General features: G+C 62.4%; 11 protein-coding genes and 1 pseudogene. 11 read left to right on the top strand and 1 reads right to left on the bottom strand.

Annotated features, from left to right (window positions below):
• Nucleotides 1–108: 108 nt before the first annotated feature.
• The 8 genes and pseudogenes from ACYQ6J_RS03755 to argS form a co-directional block, all read left to right on the top strand.
• Nucleotides 109–663 (top strand): annotated as a pseudogene (locus ACYQ6J_RS03755) (flagellin); the annotation flags it as partial.
• Between the two features lie 102 nt (nucleotides 664–765).
• Entirely contained in the window at nucleotides 766–3,261 is a 2,496-nt protein-coding gene (locus tag ACYQ6J_RS03750) for a flagellin (protein ID WP_460183304.1), read from the top strand.
• Nucleotides 3,262–3,723: 462 nt separating this feature from the next.
• Entirely contained in the window at nucleotides 3,724–5,919 is a 2,196-nt protein-coding gene (glgP, locus tag ACYQ6J_RS03745; protein ID WP_460182858.1) for an alpha-glucan family phosphorylase, read from the top strand.
• A 115-nt stretch (nucleotides 5,920–6,034) separates the two neighbouring features.
• Nucleotides 6,035–6,553, top strand: coding sequence for an acyl-CoA thioesterase (locus tag ACYQ6J_RS03740; RefSeq protein WP_460182857.1), 519 nt, complete (start codon nucleotides 6,035–6,037; stop codon nucleotides 6,551–6,553).
• A 105-nt stretch (nucleotides 6,554–6,658) separates the two neighbouring features.
• Nucleotides 6,659–7,237: an NAD(P)H-dependent oxidoreductase gene (locus tag ACYQ6J_RS03735; RefSeq protein ID WP_460182856.1), complete on the top strand. Its 579-nt coding sequence runs from the start codon at nucleotides 6,659–6,661 to the stop codon at nucleotides 7,235–7,237.
• 143 nt (nucleotides 7,238–7,380) lie between these two features.
• Entirely contained in the window at nucleotides 7,381–8,511 is a 1,131-nt protein-coding gene (dprA, locus tag ACYQ6J_RS03730; RefSeq protein ID WP_460182855.1) for a DNA-processing protein DprA, read from the top strand.
• Nucleotides 8,512–8,659: 148 nt separating this feature from the next.
• On the top strand, nucleotides 8,660–9,076 hold the full coding sequence (rsfS, locus tag ACYQ6J_RS03725; RefSeq protein WP_460182854.1) for a ribosome silencing factor: 417 nt from the start codon (nucleotides 8,660–8,662) through the stop codon (nucleotides 9,074–9,076).
• Nucleotides 9,077–9,087: 11 nt separating this feature from the next.
• On the top strand, nucleotides 9,088–11,070 hold the full coding sequence (gene argS / locus ACYQ6J_RS03720) for an arginine--tRNA ligase (RefSeq protein WP_460182853.1): 1,983 nt from the start codon (nucleotides 9,088–9,090) through the stop codon (nucleotides 11,068–11,070).
• Nucleotides 11,071–11,114: 44 nt separating this feature from the next.
• Here the strand turns inward: argS and ACYQ6J_RS03715 are convergent, their stop codons facing one another.
• Nucleotides 11,115–13,463 (bottom strand): glycosyl hydrolase family 28-related protein, encoded by a 2,349-nt coding sequence (locus tag ACYQ6J_RS03715; RefSeq protein ID WP_460182852.1) that lies wholly within the window; start codon nucleotides 13,461–13,463, stop codon nucleotides 11,115–11,117.
• 321 nt (nucleotides 13,464–13,784) lie between these two features.
• On the opposite strand from ACYQ6J_RS03715, the gene ACYQ6J_RS03710 reads away from it, so the two are divergent.
• The 3 genes from ACYQ6J_RS03710 to ACYQ6J_RS03700 all read left to right on the top strand — a co-directional run bounded on the left by ACYQ6J_RS03710 (nucleotide 13,785) and on the right by ACYQ6J_RS03700 (nucleotide 16,967).
• Nucleotides 13,785–14,774: a PIG-L deacetylase family protein gene (locus tag ACYQ6J_RS03710; RefSeq protein WP_460182851.1), complete on the top strand. Its 990-nt coding sequence runs from the start codon at nucleotides 13,785–13,787 to the stop codon at nucleotides 14,772–14,774.
• Between the two features lie 263 nt (nucleotides 14,775–15,037).
• Nucleotides 15,038–15,412: an STAS domain-containing protein gene (locus tag ACYQ6J_RS03705; RefSeq protein ID WP_460182850.1), complete on the top strand. Its 375-nt coding sequence runs from the start codon at nucleotides 15,038–15,040 to the stop codon at nucleotides 15,410–15,412.
• A 166-nt stretch (nucleotides 15,413–15,578) separates the two neighbouring features.
• Entirely contained in the window at nucleotides 15,579–16,967 is a 1,389-nt protein-coding gene (locus tag ACYQ6J_RS03700; protein ID WP_460182849.1) for a Gfo/Idh/MocA family protein, read from the top strand.
• Nucleotides 16,968–16,991 lie beyond the last annotated feature (24 nt).

Genomic DNA, 16,991 nt, shown 5'->3' with positions numbered 1-16,991 from the left:
AATCCACGCCATAACCCTCTCCGTTTGGGTGAAATCGGTTTCGGTCGTCGGTAGCCGATACGGCGATCGACGCGAGGGTACGGGCATCGAAGGAAGGATCGTTCCACTATGACCCGAATCAATACAAACGTCAGCTCCCTTACTGCTCAAAAGACGTTGGCGCGGTCTCAGGCCCAATTGCAGGAGGCGTTGACGCGACTCAGCACCGGCCTACGGATCAATACCGGCAAGGACGACCCGGCGGGTTTGATCGCCAGCGAAGCCCTTCGCAGCGACATTACCAGCATTCAACGGGCGATTACGAATAGTCAACGCGCCAATCAGATGATCGCCACGGCGGACAGCGCCTTGGGTCAGGTCAGTTCCCTGCTGAACGACATTCGCGGGCTGGTCTCCGAGGCCGCCAACAAGGGGGCGATGTCGGCGGAGCAGATTCAGGCCAATCAGTTGCAGATCGACTCCTCGCTCGAGGCCATCGACCGCATCGCCCAGGTCACCCAATTCCAAGGGCGGCGTTTGCTGGACGGCAGTCTGGACTTCGTGACGGAGGGATTAGATCCCAACGTTTTGAAGGACCTTCAAATCGACCAAGCCAATTTCGGCTCCAATAACGAAATCGGCGTCAACGTCACGGTAGTGCGGCAGGCAACCCGTGCACAGCTAAGGTACGGCTTCGGGGCCGTCGCAGATAATGTGGTCTTGGAGGTCGGCGGGAAACAGGGATTCGAGGCCTTCAGCTTCGCCGCCGGGAGCAAGGTCGAGGATATGGCGAGGGCCATCAACCTGGTAGCCGACGCGACCGGAGTGATGGCCGAGGTTCAACAAGAGGCGACGCAGGGCGCACTGACCACGTCCAGCTTCGGCTTGGATAACGACGTGGTGATCACGGCCAATCAGGCGGGTCAGGCTGCCGGCGACATCCGCGTGAAATACGTCAAAAGCTCCTCCGCGGCCACGACCGCGACGTACACCGCCGCTACGGGGACGCAGCCTGCCTTGCTCGAGGTTCAACTCGGCACGCGGCAATGGGTCGCGGCCTCGGGCCAGGTCGACCCCGCCGGCACCGACAACGCCATCAGCCTCACCGCCAACATCAAGGGCGAGGAATTCAACGGCGTCACGCTCAACGTGACCGACACCGGCGGCGCGATCACGCTCAGCTACAACCACGCCACCAAGGTCTTGAATATCGGCATCAATAGCGGCACGACCACGGCCAACGACCTGGTCAACGCCATCAACAACGACGCCGCGATCTCGGCCTTGTTCACCGCCGCGAACGTGGGCGAGTCCGACGGGTCCGGCACCCTGACCAACGGCGACGCGGCCTGGGCCGGCTTCACCACCTCCGGCGGCGTCACCGGCGGCGACGTGATCGCCACCGCCAACGACGTGGTCGCGGCCATCAATTCCTCGGCCGCCTCCGCCGTGGTCACCGCCTCGCTGGCCGCCGGCAACAACGGCTACGGCGTGGTCGGCGATTTCCAGGAATACGCCTACTACGGCACCGCCGAGGCCAACAATCGCCTCCAATTCCTCGGTCCGCAAGGCTCGCGCAACATCCGCTTCGTCTCCACGCCGGGCGAGGCCTTGAGCGTCGATCTGGCCACCGATCCGCAGGTCACCGGGTTCGCCTCGGCCCTGGTGCAGGGCGTCAACGCCAACAGTACGTTCCAGATCACCTCCCGCTTCAAGGGAGAGGATTACGACGGCGTCAACATCGTTTTCAACGACAGCACGGACAACACCGTGGTCTGGGACGCCGAAGGGAAGACCCTCACGTTCAATGTGAACATCACGGGCGGCGTGACGGCGGCGCAGGTGGTGAACCTGCTCAATAACGACAGCTATGCCGGCAAGTTCTTCCGCGCCGAGCACTTCGGCACCAGCGACGGGACGGGCACCATCGCCGCCTCGATGACCGGCACCTTGGCCACCACCTCGGGCGGCGTGGTCAGCGAGGGCACGATCCTGGTGCACTTGGCCACCACCGCCGACGGCGTGGTCACGACCACGGCCCAGGACCTGATCAACTACTTCAACGATCCGGCCAACGCGGCGGCCCTGGCCCCCTTGGGCATCAGCGTGAGCAACGCCGAGGGGAGCGACGGCACCGGCCTGTTGGCGCCCACGACGAGCGATCTGGCCTTTGCCACGGCGGGGACGCAACTGCAAGACGCGCAGGCCTCCGGCACGACCTACGCCGTGAACGGCACCAACGCGCGGGTGAAGCTGACGGCGGTGCAACCCGGCGCCGACTACAACGGCGTGCGGTTGGTCTTCGAGGACACGGCCACGGCCGGTTCCGAGACGGTGACCTGGGATGCCGCCACGAAGACCCTAACGGTGGGCATCCAGTCGGGCGTGAGCACGGCCAACCAGGTGATCGCGGCCATCAACAACGACGCCGTGGCCTCGGCCTTGTTCACGGCGGACGTAGGCACCGGCGGTACCGGCGCCGCGGCGGTGACGATCTCCGACTACGCCGAACTCTCCGGCGGCGTCGTGGACGCCGGCAGCCAGTGGGGCGCCGCCTTGCTGGGCAACAGCGATTCCGCCACGACCGGACTCGTTTTCAAGGCGAATGAGTACGGGTCCGACGCGTTCGTTTCGGTGCGGGCACTCAACGGGACGAGTTTCACCGTTACCGATCAAGACAATCATGTGACGACTCGCAACGCCGGGACCGACGTGGACGTTCTCGTCAATGGAATTCGGGCCGTGGGAAAGGGCTTGCAGGCATCCATCAACACAGCGGCCCTGGACCTGACGTTTTCGATCTTCGAAACGCTGACCGACGGCGTCACGACGAGTTTCCGCATCGTCGGCGGCGGCGCCCAGTTCCAATTGGGTCCGGACGTCGTTTCCAATCAGCAGGCCCGACTGGGTGTTCAGAGCGTGAATACCGCGAAATTGGGCGGCGTGGCGGGGCGACTGTTCGAATTGCGTTCCGGCGGACCGAAATCCCTGACCGGCGACGTCAATGGCGCGGCCGCCGTCGTCGAGGAGGTGATCGCCCAGATCACGACGCTTCGAGGGCGGTTGGGAGCGTTCCAGCGTACCACAGTCGAGACCAACATCAACTCCTTGAACGACGCCCTCGAGAATCTGACTGCGGCGGAGAGCGCCATCCGCGACGCCGACTTCGCGGCGGAAAGCGCGGCGTTGACTCGGGCCCAAATCTTGGTTCAGTCCGGCGTGTCGGTACTATCCATCGCGAATCAGAACCCGCAGGCCGTCCTCGCACTTTTGCGGCAGTAATCTCGCCTCCAGAACGGACGGCTTCCTTCATCCGCGAGCTGATTCGACTACGGCGCGGCTTGCGTGTGTAGCATGAAGATGCCGTCCCGACCGTGTCCAAAACAGCCCCCGCTTTCGCGTCATAATGACGGCGCGGCATTCCGCGATCCGCTGCGCTCCGCCCCCTCTCTGTGGCGTCGTTGCGGGACCCGATACGGTCCGAACCTTACGGCAAGATGCCGGCGTCTGGATTATGTCACCGGAGACCGGCGTAGATTCGCCTCTTCCCGTATAGAGTTTCCGCCTGCTTTTTCGTACAATCCCAAGATGCTTTCATGTTTTGGGTCTCCCCACCTATGGGGAGTGCCTGTTGATATGATAGAATCACGTCGTTCACGCAAGCAACGATCGCCGTAACAATCAGACATATCAGGTCCTCTCCGCTGGGTTCCTTGCAAGCGGCAGAAAGACAGGAGCATAAGGATGATGGGTCCCATGGAAACTTTGGCGTCCAAGACGGGTGCACAGGGTATATCGACCTCGCTTTCCGCTGAGACGATGTACCAGAAATGTCTGACCTTGGCGCGGAATCTGTGGTGGACCTGGCAGCCCGACGTGATCAATTTGTTTCGGGAACTGGACCCGATTCGTTGGCGGCAATTGGATCACAACCCCGTTGCTTTGCTATCCGAAATCACGCCCGAGCGTTTGGATATTCGCATTTCCGAACTTTCGCTGCACAGTCGCATCAACCAGGCGTATCGGCGATTGAAGGAATACCTGAGCGAGCGACCGCTTTGGGCCAGGACGCACGCGGGGGTCCTGGGGTCGAAGCCGGTTGCGTACTTCTCCTTGGAATACGGCATTCACGAATCGGTGCCGATTTACTCCGGCGGTCTGGGCGTGCTTTCGGGCGACCATTGCAAAAGCGCCAGCGATTTGGGCGTCCCGTTGGTGGCCGTCGGATTGTTTTACGACCAAGGCTACTTCAAACAGCACCTCAATCACGAGGGTTGGCAGGAGGAGGAGTACATCGACGTCCGCGTGGAGAAGCTTCCCTTGGAGTTGGCGACGGACGAGGAAGGGAACCCCATCGTCGTTCAGATCGAGACGCGGACCGGCGTGTTGCGAGCCAAGGTTTGGCTGATGCGCGTGGGCCGGGTCAGCGTTTATTTGTTGGACACCGACGTGGACGGCAACAGTCCCGAGGATCGCGATCTCACCAGCCGACTGTACGGCGGCGACAATCGCACGCGGATTCGCCAGGAATTGGTGGCGGGCGTGGGCGGCGTTCGAGCGCTGCGGGCGGTGGGCATCAAACCGGGCGTATATCACCTCAACGAAGGGCACAGCGCCTTCGCCGTGCTGGAGGTGATGCGCGAGCGGATGATGGATGACGGTTTGAGCTTTCACGATGCCTTTCGCGAAACCGCTCACAGCACCGTGTTTACCACCCACACGCCCGTGCCCGCCGGGCACGACCGTTTCGACGGCGGCTTGATCGAAGAGCATCTGGGACCGCTACGCGACGCCCTGGGAATTTCTCACGATCAGCTCATGGGTTTGGGGCGAGTCAATCCCAACGACGGCGGCGAGACGTTTTGCATGACGGTGCTGGCTCTGAAGTGCTCGCACAAGGCCAACGCCGTCAGCGCGCTGCACGGTCGCGTCACGCGCAATATGTGGTCGCGGCTCTACAGTTGGCGGATCGAGGACGAAGTTCCCATCGGGCACATCACCAACGGCGTGCACATCCCCAGTTGGTTGGCCTGGCAAATGAAGCTGCTCTACGACCGCTATTTCTCGCCGGACTGGTATCAACGGATGGGTGAACCGGAGGTTTGGCAAGGTATTTTCCGCGTCGATCCCGGAGAATTGTGGGAAACGCACCTGACCTTGAAGACGCAGCTTATTTCGTTCGTCCGCCGCCGCGTCAGTCGCCAATGCCGCCGTCGCGAGGAACCGGACGATGTGATCGAAATGGCGCGGAGCGTTCTGGACCCCACGGTGTTGACGATCGGTTTCGGAAGGCGTTTCGCCACGTACAAGAGAGCGACGTTGCTGCTGAGCGACGAGGAGCGGTTGAATCGTCTGCTGAACGATCCGCACCGGCCCGTGCAGTTCATTTTCGCGGGCAAGGCGCACCCGCGGGACGTTCCCGGTAAAGAGTTGATCCAGAGGATCGCCAATCTGCGGAAGGATCCGCGCTTCGCCCATCGGATCGTGTTCATCGAGGACTACGACATCAACGTGTGTCGGCACATGGTGCAAGGGGTGGACGTGTGGCTGAATAATCCGCGGCGACCGTTGGAGGCCTCCGGCACGAGCGGGCAGAAGGCGGTCCTCAACGGGGCCTTGCATATGTCGGTCTTAGACGGGTGGTGGGCGGAGGCCTACGACGGAGCGAATGGTTTCGCTATCGGTTCCGGAACCAGCCACTCGGACCCGAACGTGACCGATGCCCGGGACGCCCAAAGCCTTTACGAAGTCCTCGAGAACATGGTCATTCCCATGTTCTACGACGTGGACGAGAACGGCCTGCCGCAGCAATGGCTCCGGCGCATGATGAACTCCATAAGTTCCTTGGCCTGGCGATTCAGCGCGCACCGAATGGTCGCGGATTACGTAAGACTATCATACCTTCCCGCCGCGGGCGGGGTCAGCGCCGCGTTAGGCTGAAGATCGGCCGCTCGCCGTCGTTCAAGCGAGTCGGGGAGCATGACGCCCGACCGGTCGCCTTCGCACCGGACTGTGCGCGGTCGTTGCCGCGCAGGGATTGGGGATTCGAATACGCATGCCGGAAGTCTTTTTGTATCGCCACCGAGTCGAGAGCGACGAGATCGACATGTTGGGCCACGCGAACAACGTGGTCTACGTCCGATGGCTTCAGGACGCCGCCGTCGCCCATTCCGAGGCCCAGGGCTGGCCGGGTCGGCGACATCTGGTCGTGGGGAGCGGGTGGGTCGTGCGATCGCATTACATCGAGTACCTGGAACCGGCGCGGGCGGGAGATGAGATTGTCGTTCAGACCTGGGTGGCGAGCTTCAAGAAAGTGACCTCCGTGCGTCGGTACCGCATCTACCGTGCGGGGGACGGTCTGCTGCTGGCCCGAGCGGAAACGCATTGGGCCTACGTGACGTATGCCACGGGCAAGCCTTGCCGCATTCCCCAAGAGGTGATCGACGCGTTTGTCGCCGCGGGGGAGGAGGTGCCCCCTTTTACGCCGGGCGTCGACCAAAACCGACGTCGTTGCGTCGAGGACGCAGCAGTGCAGGCCCCCGCCGTTGCATCGTCGCCCGGCCGGTTGCCTTGAAGTTGCTATCAGCCCGGTCGCCGCCCACGAAGAAAATGCGGTTCAATCGCCGACGACGCGGTAGGCGTGTGCCGTCTCCGGCAACCAAGAATTGAGGGGGGAAACATGAATGTTTTGGTAATTCTGGGACATCAGCGCCAGGGCAGTTTTTGCGACGCGATCGCCCAAACTGCGCTGTCGGTACTGCAACGGGCCGGGCACCAAACGGTCTATCACGATCTTTATACAGAGCGATTCGATCCGATCCTGCCTCACGAACAGATTCCCAAAAATGCCGAGGTGCCGCCGGAGATACGCCGACACTGCGAAGAATTGGCGGCGGCGGACGGCTATGTCATTGTCCACCCCAACTGGTGGGGGCAACCGCCGGCCATCCTTAAAGGCTGGGTGGACCGCGTGTTCCGTCAGGGCGTGGCCTACGACATCTCAGCGGAGGGAGTTGTCGGGTACCTCCGGGGCAAAAAGGCATTGGTGATAACGACCTCCAACACGCCGCGCGACGATGAGTTGCGGTTGTATGGGGACCCCTTGGAGAACCTTTGGAAGAACTGCATTTTCGGTTTTTGCGGCCTGCACGATTTCCGCCGTCGCAATTTCGAGTCGATCGTGATGAGCAGTCCGGAGCAGCGGGCCGAATGGTTGAAAGAGGTCGAAGGCTTAGTTGGTGAAATGTTTCCGGCGTGAGGGATCCGACCGTTTTCGGAATCGTCTCACCGTGCGTAGAATGGTCGCTTGAGATCGGTCACGCCGCCGCGCTTGCCGGTTCCGAGGCGTCGGGATCGGGGCGGCTTACCGAGAGCGCCCCGAGGGACGGCAGGACGCACGCAATGGAACCGGCTTTTCTCTCCGATGATGCCTACCGCAGGCGACTATTGGCCGTCGTGCGGTTGACGCTGGTGGCGGGCGTCGGTTCGCGAACCTATCATCTGCTCGTCGCGCGGTTCGGTTCTCCGGAGGAGGTCTTTCAAGCATCGGATGAGGATTTGGCGGCGGTCACGGGCGTCGGGCCCCGGTTGATTCGCGGCATTCGCAGTCCGCCCACGATGGAGGAAGCCTCCGCCGTCTTGGACGAGTGCGTGCGTCTCGGGATCGACGTGCTTTGGGATGAGCATCCCGGCTATCCGCGATTGCTGCGGGAAATTCCCGATCCGCCGCCCCTTTTGTTCGTTCGCGGGGAACTCAAGCCGGAAGACGAGTTGGCGATTGCCATGGTGGGCACGCGGCACGCCTCGCACTACGGCTTGACCATGGCGGAACGATTGGCCGGCGGTTTGGCGCGCGCGGGCCTGACCGTGGTCAGCGGTTTGGCACGCGGGATCGACGCTGCCGCGCACCGCGGGGCCTTGGCCGCCGGGGGACGGACCGTGGCGGTCCTCGGCAGCGGCGTGGACAACGTCTATCCACCCGAGCACGCCGACCTGGCCGAAGATATTCTCCAGCGAGGGGCCTTGGTGAGCGAGTTTCCGCCTCGGGCGGCGCCTCACGCGGGCCGATTCCCGCAACGGAACCGCATCATCAGCGGTATGAGCTTGGGCGTTATTGTCGTGGAGGCGGGTGAAAAGAGCGGGGCGCTGATCACGGCGCGGCATGCGATGGAGCAGAATCGGGAAGTCTTTGCCGTGCCGGGGCGTGCCGATCACTTGCAGGCCCGCGGGTGCCACCGGTTGTTGCGAGACGGGGCCGCGCTGGTGGAAACGCCGGAGGATGTTCTGTCGCAATTGGGACCGTTGGTCCGACCGGTCAAGACAGGCGACGCCGTCGTGAGAAAACCGGTCGAATTGACGCTCAATCCCATCGAGCAACAAATCTTACAGGCCCTGGATGACGATCCGACGCCTATCGACCGCGTGATCGATACGACGGCCTTGGCTGCCTCCCAGGTGCTGGCCACCTTGAGCGTGCTGGAGATGCGGCGTTTGGTGCGGCGGGTAGGCGGCACCATGGTGCAGCGGTTATAGCTCCGCAGGGTCCGCCCCGCGTGTTCCGGGTAGTGCGCCGCGGCTAGAATGAAGGAGTCGCGTTGGACTTCATGCTGCCGACGTGCGTAAGCCTTGAGCAAGATCGGCGCTTGATGGCAAGTTTTCATTCAAGAAGGAGTTCGGCCGGGTGAGTTTCGCGGAAAGGGTGTCTCACGAGGGCGATGCCGGGACGGCATCGCTGCGGCGGGCATTGGCGGCGGCGGAAACGGCGGCGGAGCTGAAAGGTCGGGATATCGTCATCCTCGACATGCGGGAACAGACCGGGTTCTTCGATTACTTCGTGATCGTCTCCGGATCCAGTCGTCGGCAACTCCACTCCATGAGTGAAAACATCGACGACGTCCTAACCAAACGTGAAGGCGCCAAGCGAATCGGCCTGGAAGGGGTCGGCGACAGCCGCTGGATTCTCCTGGATTACGGCGACGTCGTGGTGCATTTGTTCGATCCGGAATTGCGGGCCTATTACGCCCTGGAAGACCTCTGGGCCGACGCCCGGCGCGTGGACTTCTCTCCATCATCACCGTCATCCCCCCCAATGCCTTAAAGGAGTGCGGCGTGTCCGGAGGCAAGAGTGTTTTGGGCGAACTTCGCGCCCGATTCGAAGCAGCGCTGAGCGGCCTGGCGGATTCCACGGCGGAGTATTTGGCTCTCATCCATCGCAGCCAGAATGAACGCTTCGGCGATTATCAGGCCGATTTGGCCATGCCGCTGGCCAAGCGATTGGGCACCAAGCCGCGCGACTTGGCCGCCCGAATCGTGGCTCGGTTGGACGTGGCGGACTTGGCGGAACCGCCGGATTTGGCTGGGCCGGGCTTCATCAATCTACGCTTGAAGAACGACTACCTGGCCCGCCGCGTGAATGCCCTAATCCACGATGAGCGATTGGGTGTGCCCTTATTGGAGAAACCGCGGACGTTCGTCCTCGACTATTCGGCCCCGAACGTGGCCAAGCCCATGCACGTCGGCCACATTCGCTCCACGGTCATCGGCGACTCGCTGTGCCGAACCCTGAGATTCGTCGGGCACCGCGTCATCAGCGACAATCATATCGGGGATTGGGGTACGCAATTCGGAATGATCCTCTACGGCTTCCGCCACTTTCTGAAAGAGGAGGCCTACCGCAGTAATCCCGTTGCCGAGTTGGCGAGGATCTACCGCGTGGTGCGGCGGTTGATGGATTATCACGAGGGCAGGGCGGCGCTGCCCGCCCGGGAAGCGGAAGTCGAGCGGCGACGCGCAGCGGTGCGCGAACTCCGCGAACAGGCCGCCGCCGACGAGAAAAGTCGAGCTAAATGGGAGAAGGAACTTCGGCGCGCGGAGGTTGCGCTGGCCGACGCCGAGCGAGACTTGCAAGCCGCAAGGGCTTTGCTCGAAGAGGTGGAGCAAGACCCCCAGTGGTCCGCGTGGGCCGCCGCGCACCCGGATATCGGCAAGGCCGTGTTGGCCGAAACGGCGAAACTCCATGCGGGCGATCCGGAGAATCTCAGGTTGTGGCGGGAATTCTTGCCGCACAGTCGCGATGAAATGGAACGCATCTATCGACGACTGGGCATTTCGTTCGATCACACCCTGGGCGAGAGTTTCTATCACGATCAATTGCCGGGCCTGACTGAGGAGCTATTGCGGCGTGGAATTGCCCGTGTCAGCGACGGCGCCGTCTGCATCTTCTTCGATGACCTCTCCGCCCCCATGATCATCCGGAAGCAGGACGGGGCGTTTCTCTATGCCTCGACCGATTTGGCCACGTTGCGTTGGCGGATGGAAAACTGGCACCCCGACGCCATCCTGTACGTGGTCGATCATCGCCAAAGCTTGCACTTTCGGCAGCTTTTCGCCGCCGCGCGGATGTTGGGCTACCGCGACGTGACGTTGGAGCACGTGAGTTTCGGTACGGTGTTGGGCGAGGATGGCAGGCCGTTCCGCACCCGTGCCGGCGATACGGTGGGTTTGGAGTCGCTCTTGGATGAGGCCGTGCGCCGGGCGGCGGAGATCGTCGCCGCCAATGACGACGCCAAGCCGCAGGGAGCTGAACTCTCGCCCGAGGAACGCCGCCGCGTGGCCGAAGTCGTGGGCATCGGCGCCTTGAAGTACGCCGACTTGTCCCAAAATCGCAGCAGCGATTACGTCTTTAGCTACGACAAGATGCTGGCGATGACGGGCAACACGGGAACGTACATGCAGTACGCCTATGCCCGAATCCAAAATATCTTCGCCAAAGGCGAGGTCGATATCGCGGCCTTGCGCGTAAGCGGGCAGGAGATTCGCTTGACGCATCCGGCGGAGCGGGCGCTGGTCCTGGAGATCCTCCGTTTTCCCGAGGCGGTGGACTTGGTTTTGGAGGACTATCGGCCGCATCAGCTTACCGCCTATTTGTACGAGCTATCCAACCGTTTCTCCACCTTCTACCAAGAGTGCCCCGTACTCCAGGCTCCGTCGCCGGACGTTCGCGCAGGTCGATTGCTCTTGTGCGACGTGACGGGGCGAGTTCTCCGCCGCGGCTTGCAACTGTTGGGAATCGAAACGGTGGATCGTATGTAGGCCGGGTTGCGGTGCAGGCGATAGCGCCGGGCAAGGCGTGAGGGTTACCAATCGCCGCGCTTGTACAGGACCGGGCGTTCCAGCGGTTCCGTGCGAATCTCTTCGCCCTTTGCCGTCCGCTCGATGAGCATGTGCCACAGTTCGGGATCGACTCCGTCGCCCGCGAAGAAGGTGTCGGGTTGGCCGCTGGGGAAGCGGGGCGAATCGACCAGACTGACCAATACGAAGTCGGTCGAGTTCTCGACCGTGAACAGCGCTTTTCCCGGTTCGGCGGCGGCGACTCCTCCGTAGCCGAAAATCCCGACGCGACGGCTTTCCGTGATTTTCACGATCGGGCGGAAATACTCGCCCTTGAGGCCGTAGATGAATACGTTTTCGGCGCGACGGATCTCCAGATTCGCCAGGCCGCGGGCATGTTCGGGGTTGCACTGATACATGTGTAGCGGTTGCCGCGTTTCTTGGATCAGCATGTGCCGATACTCCGGACCGTGCCCCGAAGAGCTTTCCTGGTGAAAGTTGTACCAGCGTCCCCCGCCGTTGCCGTCCACCAGGACCAGGGGGTGGTCGAAAAGTCGAGCGAGTTCGGCCTCGTCTTCGGGCCATTGAAGCCCCTGCGGTCGAGAGCGGAACGCGAATTCGATATTGACGTCGCGGAAGATCGACCGCCGCCCCGCTTGCCAGTGGAGACAGTAGGCCGCCTGCGAATCCGCCGCGGTGCGGATGCCGAGATCGGCCAAAATGGTGGCGGCCTCCGCGTCGTCGGCTGTTTCCACGACCGGCCGGGGGGCTTGAGGATCGGTGAAATCGCCGCCGGGAGCGGAGACCGGCTGCAACCAAGTGAAGCAGCGATGGACGCCGATAAGCCGCGTCTCGGGGCGGAGACGCAGGGTTTTGGAGACGGCGTAGGTACCCTTGGGCAGAAAGACGGTGTCGTTTTCGTCGACGGCCCGTTGGATGGCGAGGGTGTCGTCCGTCACGCCGTCTCCTCGCGCTCCGTACGGCGCAGTTTTGACGTTGACGGCCCCGGAGATTTGCCAATGCGGGAAGTCGTGGTCCCAAAGGTGCCGAGCCTGAAGGTCGCCCGGCGGCGGTGTCGCATCCTCGCTCTTCAAATACCAGGGATCAGCCTGTTTCTTTCCGTCCAAATAGATGGGGGAGGGATAGGTGTATTTCCGCCGGTTCCAGCCCCATGCCGTGGCGGTCTGAGCGGTGCCCGCGGTGAACTCGGTGATGTGCCGCCATGCGGGCCGATCGTTTGCGGTTTGGGAAGGCGAGGGAAGGGCGGCGACTCCCGACTGGACGACCGGTGTTGCGAACCCGCGGAAATAGACGTTTCTCAAATAGAGACTGGAACCGGACCCAATCGCCGTGTCGCCTTGTCCGCCCTCATGTTCGATGATGCTGTCGATCATGCACAGTTGCCCGTGGTGGGCGCCTCGGTTGAGATCGCCCGAAATGACGGCGGGGCCGGTGCCGGCAAATCGAATGATCGACCCCACCAGCACGGACGTTTGGCGACTCGCGCAAACAACGGCGGCCCCGCGCTGGCCGATCAACGTGAATCCGGTGACGGTAGGCGCAGGCTGCGTTTCGCGGAGGTCCAAGCCGATTTGACCGCCCAGGATCGTGACTCCGGCATGGCTTCCTCCGGACCCGGCGCCGCCCTCCAGGCCGCAGTAACCGTGGCGGACGTCGAGCGTGCAGTCTTGGACGCCGGATCCTTGCGCGGCCCGATGCCGAATGGCCACCGCGCCGGGATTCCCTTCTCCGATCAGAATGTCGATACCCACGAACATTTGGTTCATAGAGATGTTCGGCTGCGGTCGATCGATGGGAGCTTCGCGCCCGGCGCCGGGCGCCCAAAAGTGAACCACATACTTGGGGGAACCGGGATCGCCGTAGCCGGGACTGTGCGGGGCCAAGATGAGACGCGGTCGTCGTGCGCCGCCGCGCCGGCCCATCAAGACGCAGGGATAGTTGCGGTCGCCGAACCGGGAGACGCCGTCGGGACGCAAGCGGCGGTACTGCTCGCAAACGATCGTGTCCGAAACAAGATAGTCGCCTGCCGGAAAGTAACAGACCAGTTGGTTTTCACGGGCGAAATCCACTGCCGCTTGGATGGCTTCGGTGGAATCCTTCTTGCCGCTGGGATCGGCAAGGAACGGCGCCGCGGTGACATCCAGAAAGCCTAGTTCGGCAAGGGAGTTCGGGCCGAGGTCGTCCCGGCGATACCGGGATGGCGGCCGAAGAGTCGGCGACTCGCGACGCGGCGGCGGTTGCAGGATGTCGGGGAGGTTCGTGTTCTCATCGGCCCGAACGGTGGTTTCGATCGATCCGGCACAAGCGGCGGAAACCGCCAGGGCGGCGATCAGGAATACGCAACGAACAAACATGCCATCGCTCGTCACGGGGAAACGGTTTTTCATCGGTTAGTCGCTCAGGCTGAGTGCTAGTGACTGGGAGTTGCCGATCGGCAAGCCAGCGTAAGGTGTGCGGCGGCGGTTGGCAATCCGGCCGAAAGACTCGCGACTTCGATTCGTCGTCGGAGTGCAGGGAGTCCCGATTGGACGTGGTCGTGCCTTCTGCGGGGGTCCCCGGCGAAGGAAAAGAGTTTGCCGCGACGCGCCCCGGCGGGTAGATTGGTTTCTCGAAGGCGCGTTTCGGTCGGCGAATGAGTTCAATTTCCGCTTCGAGTCGCACAGGAGAGTCTTGGGATGAATGCTTGGAACGACCGTCCAAATACCGTAATCGCTTGGCTTGTTGGGGGTTGTAAACTTGCGGTCGCGAACCGGGCGGTCGCCGGGGTCGTGGTCGCGGTTTCGGCGTTATTCGCGCTGGGCTTGGAAAGGTCATCGTCCTTGGCGGCGGAGGAACCGCGACCGATACGTGTGATCGTTTTCGGCGCTCATCCGGATGATTGCGAGATTCGGGCCGGGGGCGCTGCCGCCATGTGGGCGGAGAAGGGCCATGCCGTCAAGTTCGTCTCCATGACCAACGGAGATATCGGACATTGGGGGATGGCCGGCGGGCCCTTGGCCCAGCGACGGATCGGCGAAGTGCAACGGGCCGCGGATATCTTGGGGATCACGACCGAGGTCCTCGACATCCACGACGGCGAATTGATGCCGACCCTGGAGCACCGTCGGACCGTGACGCGGCTGATTCGGTTGTGGAACGCGGACGTCGTGATCGGGCATCGGCCGAATGACTATCATCCGGACCATCGATACACGGGCGTGTTGATGCAGGATTCGGCCTACATGGTGGCGGTGCCGTTCTTCTGTCCGGACGTGACGCCGCTGAAGAGCAATCCGGTGTTTCTCTTTTCCGAGGATCGCTTTCAAACTCCCAATCCTTTTCGAGCCGACATCGTCGTCGCGATCGACGGCGTGATTGAAAAGAAGCTCGACGCCTTGGTGGCGATCGAGTCGCAATTCGTGGAGGGCGGAGCTTTAGGATCGGTGGAAACGGCCCCCAAAACTCCCGATGAGTACGAGAAGGCGAGGCAGCGTGCACGGGAGAATTTTCGGCGGCGTTTTGCGGCCACCGCGGAGAGATTCCGCGACAAGCTGATCGAACTCTACGGCCGAGAGGCCGGGTCCCGCGTGCAGTATGCCGAAGCCTTTGAGATTTGCGAGTACGGTCGGCAGCCTTCCCGCGAGGAAATCCGCAAGCTTTTCCCGTTCTTTCCGGACGGCACGTGAGCGGATGGCGAGGGGTAAAGAGGCCGCACTCGTCGGTATCTTGCCGGCGAGTCCGCGCCGCCACATGCAGTCGCCGTCGTCACTGCATGCACCGACTCGCGGCAAAAGGCCGAAATTGCCGCTGTGACCGACCCTCAACCCGTTTGGGTTATTGGCCTGGTTCGGACTGCGGCTAAAATTACTACCGGATCATCTTCTCCGATCAGCACCTTCGCTCGTGCGTAGACCGCCGTTTCTCTCCTTTAGTCGGGCGGGAGGATGCGATGAAAACCGTACGTACGGGTTGGGATTTCGAGGTGGGGCGGGGCGAGGGCTGGCTCGTGATTCAGTGTCTTCCGCCCGATCGTCGCACCGATCGGACGCCCCTGGCCAGGGAATTGTGCGAGTTGATCGATCGTTGCCTCGCCGAGCGCGTGGTCCTGGAGTTGACGGGATTGGACGGTCTGAGCGCCTTCTTGATCAACGAACTCTTGGCGGTGCATCGGTTCGTGGACGGTCGCGGCGGTCTGCTGCGACTCTGCGGGTTGACCGATGCGGATCGCAAGCTCATCGAGCGTTTGGGTCTGAGCACGACCTTGCCCGCCTTCCACGATCTCGAAGAGGCGGTCATGGGGTGCTTCGCCGCGAAGCCGCGCTGAATCACCGCAGCGCGTCCCTTAGTGAATCGCTCAAGCGCAAGCGGGTCGGTCTGTTGACATCGCGCCTGGCCGTGTCAAAATAGGGCTTGCGCCGCGAGCATCGTGTTTGGCCGGCGCCCACCGTAGTTGTTACCGCTCGCACGTTCCATCTGTCGGAGGTTTCCCCATGAGTCAGCCTCTTTCCGGGGCGTCACGCCGTAGTTTCCTGAAGACCACCGGACGCATCGCCGCGGTCTCGACCCTGGCCGGCACCGCGTTTTCGGGCGTTCATGCCGCCGAGGACAACACCATTCGGATCGCTCTTGTCGGATGCGGCGGGCGGGGAGGCGGAGCGGCGGCGAACGCCATGTCCGTCAAGGGCGTGCCCATCAAATTGGTGGCCATGGCCGATGTGTTTCCCAATCGTCTGGCGGGCTGTTTCGGCAGTCTCAGCCAGCGTTTCGAATCGCAGGTGGATGTGCCGGACGATCGCAAGTTCTTGGGTTTCGACGCCTATCGCAAGGCCATGGATTGCTTGCGACCGGGGGACGTGGTCATCCTGGCAACGCCGCCGGCCTTCCGCTGGGTCCATTTCACGTACGCCATCGAGAAGGGCTTGAACGTCTTCATGGAAAAGCCGGTGACGGTGGACGGCCCGACCAGTCGTCGGATGTTCGAGTTGGCCAAACGCTCGGTGGAGAAGAACCTCAAGGTCGGCGTCGGCTTGATGTCGCGTCACAGTCGTGCCCTGCAAGAGTTGGCGAAACGCGTCCACGACGGCGAGATCGGCGATATCATTCATCAACGCGGCTATCGGATGCACGGCCCGGTCGGTTTCTTCGCCTCCTTGCCGAAACCGGAGGGCATTAGTGAATTGAAGTATCAGGTGCAGCGGTTCCACAGTTTCATCTGGGCGAGCGGCGGTTGCTACAGCGATTTCTACATCCATATCATCGATCACTTGTCTTGGCTCAAGAACGATTGGCCGATCAAAGCGCAGGGTTTGGGTGGTCGACACTACCGCATGGGCCCGGAGGGCGTGCCTTACATCGATCAGAACTTCGATGTCTATGCGATCGAGTACACCTATCCCGACGGCACCAAGATGTCCTTCGACGGTCGCTGCATGACGGGTTGCCAGGACATCTATTCCAGCTATTTGCACGGATCGAAAGGCTCGGCGATCGGGTCTCGGAACGGCGACTGCGGCATGCCCTCGGCCATTTTCAAGGGGCAGTTGCCGGATCGTACCCAGCAGATCTGGGAATCGCAGGTTGCGCCGGAGGAGCAGGATCCGTATCAGAACGAGTGGAACGCCCTGATCGCGGCGATTCTGAAGGATCAGCCGCATAACGAGGTGGAGCGGGGCGTTCGCGCCAGTTTGGTGACGTCGATGGGCCGCATGGCCGCCCATACCGGCCAAGAGGTCACCTACGACGACATCCTCAACAGCGACCACGAGATGGCGCCGGGTTTGGATCAGCTCACGGACGATTCGCCCGCCCCCCTGCAAGCCGGTCCGGACGGTAAGTATCCCGTCCCGATGCCGGGCATCACCACCACCCGCGAGTATTGATTGCGGCCGTGCCGCGGTGTCTTC

It is taken from the genome of Thermopirellula anaerolimosa (assembly GCF_054657335.1).
This window is presented reverse-complemented; position numbering and strand designations above follow the sequence as displayed.

Excerpts from the sequence above, each read along its gene's own strand:
- ACYQ6J_RS03740 (WP_460182857.1), top strand. The coding sequence starts at position 6,035 with ATGCCGGAAGTCTTTTTGTATCGCCACCGAGTCGAGAGCGACGAGATC.
- ACYQ6J_RS03750 (WP_460183304.1), top strand. The coding sequence starts at position 766 with ATGGCGAGGGCCATCAACCTGGTAGCCGACGCGACCGGAGTGATGGCC.
- dprA (WP_460182855.1), top strand. The coding sequence starts at position 7,381 with ATGGAACCGGCTTTTCTCTCCGATGATGCCTACCGCAGGCGACTATTG.
- ACYQ6J_RS03715 (WP_460182852.1), bottom strand. The coding sequence starts at position 13,463 with ATGTTTGTTCGTTGCGTATTCCTGATCGCCGCCCTGGCGGTTTCCGCC.
- ACYQ6J_RS03735 (WP_460182856.1), top strand. The coding sequence starts at position 6,659 with ATGAATGTTTTGGTAATTCTGGGACATCAGCGCCAGGGCAGTTTTTGC.
- ACYQ6J_RS03700 (WP_460182849.1), top strand. The coding sequence starts at position 15,579 with ATGAGTCAGCCTCTTTCCGGGGCGTCACGCCGTAGTTTCCTGAAGACC.
- glgP (WP_460182858.1), top strand. The coding sequence starts at position 3,724 with ATGATGGGTCCCATGGAAACTTTGGCGTCCAAGACGGGTGCACAGGGT.
- ACYQ6J_RS03705 (WP_460182850.1), top strand. The coding sequence starts at position 15,038 with ATGAAAACCGTACGTACGGGTTGGGATTTCGAGGTGGGGCGGGGCGAG.
- ACYQ6J_RS03710 (WP_460182851.1), top strand. The coding sequence starts at position 13,785 with ATGAATGCTTGGAACGACCGTCCAAATACCGTAATCGCTTGGCTTGTT.